Here is a 4,029-nt window from a genome sequence, read left to right on the forward strand (position 1 = left end):
CGGTTCGCCCTCAGGCGCCGGTGCACTCCGCCAGCCGACCGCGCGCATGGGCGAGGAAGCCGTGCAGGGCGAGGTCGAAGGCCCGGTCGGCCCGGTTCCCGCCGACCGCGTCCAGTGCTTCGGCCAGCCGCGGGGTGGCCGCTCCCTCGGTGACCTCCCACATGGCGGTGGGGGCCGCCATGTCCAGGGCGGACCCGAGGACGATGTTCTCCAGCGCCACGATGACCGGCATCACCTCGGCCACGGGGAAGCCCGCGTCCCGGAGCAGCACCACCGCCCGTTCGTACTGCTCGAGGACGCGCGGCGCCCGTACGGGGTTCGTCATCAGCAGGGGGATGGCCCGCGGGTGCGCGGCGAAGGCGGCGCGGTAGGAACGGGCCCAGGACTCCAGGGCCGCGTCCCAGGGCCGCAGGTCCAGGGTCGTCACATCGATCGCCCCCGCCACCCGTTCCCGCAGCAGCTCGATGATGCCGTCCCGGCCGTCCACGTGGTGGTACACCGAGCCGGTCTGCACGCCGAGGCGGCGTGCGATCTGCGGAACGCTGAAGTCGCCGTTCTCGTCGACGATTTCGAGCGCCGTGGTCGTGATGCGCTGCCGGTCCAACAAGGGCGTGCGGGGCCGTCCCACGTCGTGTGCTCCCCTCCGGGGTCTTCCCAGACATCTGAAGAGGAGGTTACATTGCGGAAACCGAAAGCCTTTAGATTTATTGCCGTCGGACACCCCGCACGCTCGCCCCCGGACCCCTCCGCAGCAAGAAGGGCTTTTCCGTGCCCGTCACCACCTCCAGCCCCGGTCCCGTCGACAGCGTCCCGCCCGCCTCCGCGCCGGTCCTGCGCTCCGGGGCACTCGGCACCGCCGACATCGCCTTCTTCGTCGTCTCCGCCGCCGCACCGCTCACCGTCATGGCCGGGGTGGCCCCGCTCGCCATCGTGCTGGGCGGGATCGGCGCACCCGTCGGCTACCTGCTGGCCGGCATCACCCTCACCGTCTTCGCCGTCGGGTTCACCACCATGAGCCGCCACGTCCGCGGCGGCGGAGCCTTCTACGCCTACATCACCCGAGGTCTGGGACCCGCCGTCGGCGTGGGCGCCGCCCTGCTCGCCCTGATCGGCTACAACGGCATGGAGATCGGCGTCTACGGCCTCCTGGGCAGCGCCACGCACGACACCACCCATGCCCTGTTCGGGGCGGACATTCCCTGGCTCCCCGTCTCGCTCGCGGGCCTGGTGATCATCGGATACGGCGGGTACCGCTCCATCGACTTCGGTGCCAAGGTCCTCGGCGTGCTGCTCGTCGCCGAGACGGGCATCCTGGTCCTGCTCGCCGCCGGTGTGCTGATCAAGGGCGGTGCCCACGGCCTGTCCCTGGACTCCTTCGCCCCCGGCAACGTGCTGGTGCCCGGAACGGCCGCCGTGCTGGCGTTCGCCTTCGCCGCGTTCACCGGCTTCGAGTCGACCGTCATCTACCGCCGTGAGGCCCGCGACCCGGACCGCACGGTACCGCGCGCCACCCATCTCGCCGTCGGCTTCCTCGGCCTGTTCTACGCCTTCATCGTCTGGACCGCCGTCCAGGCCTTCGGCGACGAGGAGGTCGTCGAGGCCGCCGGCAGCGATCCCGCCGGGCTGTTCTTCTCCGCCATCACGACGTACGTCGGCGGATGGGCGGCCGACGTGATGCACGTCCTCGTCGTCACCAGCGTCCTGGCCTCGCTGCTGGCCTTCCACAACGCCATCAACCGCTACGGCCTGGCCCTGGCCGAGGAAGGGATCCTGCCCAAGGCACTGGCCCGGGTCCATCCCCGCCACGGCTCCCCCTACCGGGTGGGCGTCGCCCAGACCGTGCTCGGCGCCGTCGTGGTCCTCGTGTTCGCGGCGGCCGGTGCCGACCCCTACCAACAGCTGCTGCTCTGGGTCAACACGCCCGGCATGCTCGGCCTGCTGGCGCTGCAACTGCTCGCCGCCCTCGCCGTGCCCCTGTACTTCCGGCGCGTCAGCCACCGTGAGGGTGTGCTGCGCACGGTGGCGGCGCCCGTCACCGCGGTGGTGCTGCTGACCACCGCCATCGTCCTGGTCCTCACCCACCTCGACCTGTTCACCGGCGCCTCCGCGAGGGTGAACACCGTGCTCGCCGCCGTCGTGCCGACGGTCTTCCTCATCGGCCTGGCACTCGCCGGCTGGCTGCGGCGGCACCGGCCCGGCGTCTACGCCGGGTTCGGCGCCGAACCCGGCGCAGCCGTCGGGCCCGAACCTGACACGGCTGCGCCGCGGCAGCCCGCCCTCCCGCACGACTGACCGGCCCTCACGGCCCACCGTCCCCACCACCAAGGAGCCTTCGCGCATGCCCACCGCCGATCTGGTCGTCACCAACGCCAGGGTCCGTACGCTCGACCCCCGACGTCCGTACGCCTCCGCGGTCGCCGTGCACGACGGCCTGATCGCGGCCGTCGGCGACCGCGCGGACGTACGCGACTGGCACGGCACCGGCACGGAGGTCGTGGACCTGGCCGGAGCCCACCTCGTGCCGGGTCTGGTCGACGGACACAGCCACCCCGTGTGGGGGCTGGACATGGCCACCGGGCTCGACCTGTCCGAGGTGGCCGACCTCGACGGGCTGCGGGCCGCACTCGCGACGGCGGAACCCACGGGCGGATGGATCACCGGCCACGGCCTCGACCACAACGTCTTCGGCGGCCGCCCCGTCGACCGCGCCCTGATCGAGGACGTACTGGGCGGCGCCCCGGCCTTCCTGCGCCTGTACGACGGACACTCGGCCCTCGTCACCGGCGCCGCGCTCGCGGCGGCGGGCATCACCGGCCCCCGGACGTTCGCCCAGCGCTCCCACCTCGTGACCGATGCCGACGGACGGCTCACCGGGCACCTGGTCGAGCACGCGGCGATGGACCTGGTGGCCGCGGTCACGCCCCGGCCGTCGTACGAGGAACGGCGTGTCCGCCTGGTCGAGTTGTTGTCCGCCATGGCGGCAACCGGACTCACCGGTGCTCACGTCATGGACCTCGGCGACCTGGACCTCGTCGCCTCCGTCGCCCGGGAGACCGTCCTGCCGCTGCGTCTCCGCTTCGCTCCGTGGTGCATGCCGGGCGACGACGAGGCGGCCCTCGACGAACTCGTCGCACTGCAGAGCCGGGCAGGGCGGCACTGGCGGGTCGGCGGGGTGAAGCTCTTCATGGACGGCACCGTCGAGGGCGGTACGGCATGGCTGGAACAGCCGGACTGCCACGGGCAGGGCACGGAGGCGTTCTGGCCCGATCCGAAGGCGTACAGCGACGCCGTACGCCGGCTGCACCGGGCCGGGGTGCGCACGGCGACCCACGCCATCGGTGACGCGGCCGTCCGCCACGTCCTGGACACCGTGGAGGCCCTCGGCCACGGCGCGCGGCTCGCCCACCGGGTGGAACACATCGAGTCGGTGCCGGACGACACCCCCGCCCGGTTCGCACGGCTCGGCGTCATCGCCTCCATGCAGCCCCCGCACACCGGCTACACCCGGGCCGACCACTCCGACGAGTGGTCCGTGCGGCTGGGCGGGGCCCGGGCCTCGCGGGCCTGGCGTCTGAGGGACCTGCGGGACGCCGGCGCGTTCGTCGCGCTCGGCTCGGACTGGCCCATCGCCCACTACGACGTCCGGGCCGTCCTGGCCACCGCGCGGGCGCCCCGGGGAGCGGCCTCGGCCCGAGCGGGGCTGACGGGACTTCAGGCCCTGGAGGGCTGTACCAGTCATGCGGCTGTGGCGGCCGGCGAGGCGCACATCGCCGGACGCGTCGCACCCGGCTTCCGCGCGGACCTGACCGCCCTCGGCGTCGACCCCGTCGACGCGCCCGCCGACGAGATCGCCGAGGCACCGGTGCGACTGACGGTGACCGGCGGCCACATCGTGCACCGGGGCACCTGACACCCCCCTCCTCGTGAGGGGGCCCCGGCCGCGCCGAGGCGCACCGCGCACGGTGCGGAGGGCAGGACGCGGTCCGAAGACGCTCCGGTCCGGTAGCCGGATGCCCCGCCCGCGGAGGT

The 4,029-nt window shown here is 73.3% G+C and carries 3 protein-coding genes; 2 read left to right on the top strand and 1 reads right to left on the bottom strand.

What is annotated here, in order from left to right:
* Positions 1 to 10: 10 nt before the first annotated feature.
* Complete coding sequence (locus tag RIM90_RS30845; RefSeq protein WP_309064038.1) at positions 11 to 628, bottom strand: TetR/AcrR family transcriptional regulator C-terminal domain-containing protein; 618 nt, start codon at positions 626 to 628, stop codon at positions 11 to 13.
* A 140-nt stretch (positions 629 to 768) separates the two neighbouring features.
* Here RIM90_RS30845 and RIM90_RS30850 point away from each other — a divergent pair, with 140 nt between their 5' ends.
* Positions 769 to 2,292 (top strand): APC family permease, encoded by a 1,524-nt coding sequence (locus RIM90_RS30850; protein WP_309064039.1) that lies wholly within the window; start codon positions 769 to 771, stop codon positions 2,290 to 2,292.
* A 46-nt stretch (positions 2,293 to 2,338) separates the two neighbouring features.
* A complete protein-coding gene (locus RIM90_RS30855) occupies positions 2,339 to 3,910 on the top strand; it encodes an amidohydrolase (protein WP_309064040.1) in 1,572 nt (523 codons plus the stop codon).
* The last annotated feature ends 119 nt before the right edge of the window (positions 3,911 to 4,029 follow it).

It is taken from the genome of Streptomyces sp. (genome assembly GCF_031181555.1).
Taxonomy (GTDB): domain Bacteria; phylum Actinomycetota; class Actinomycetes; order Streptomycetales; family Streptomycetaceae; genus Streptomyces; species Streptomyces fimbriatus.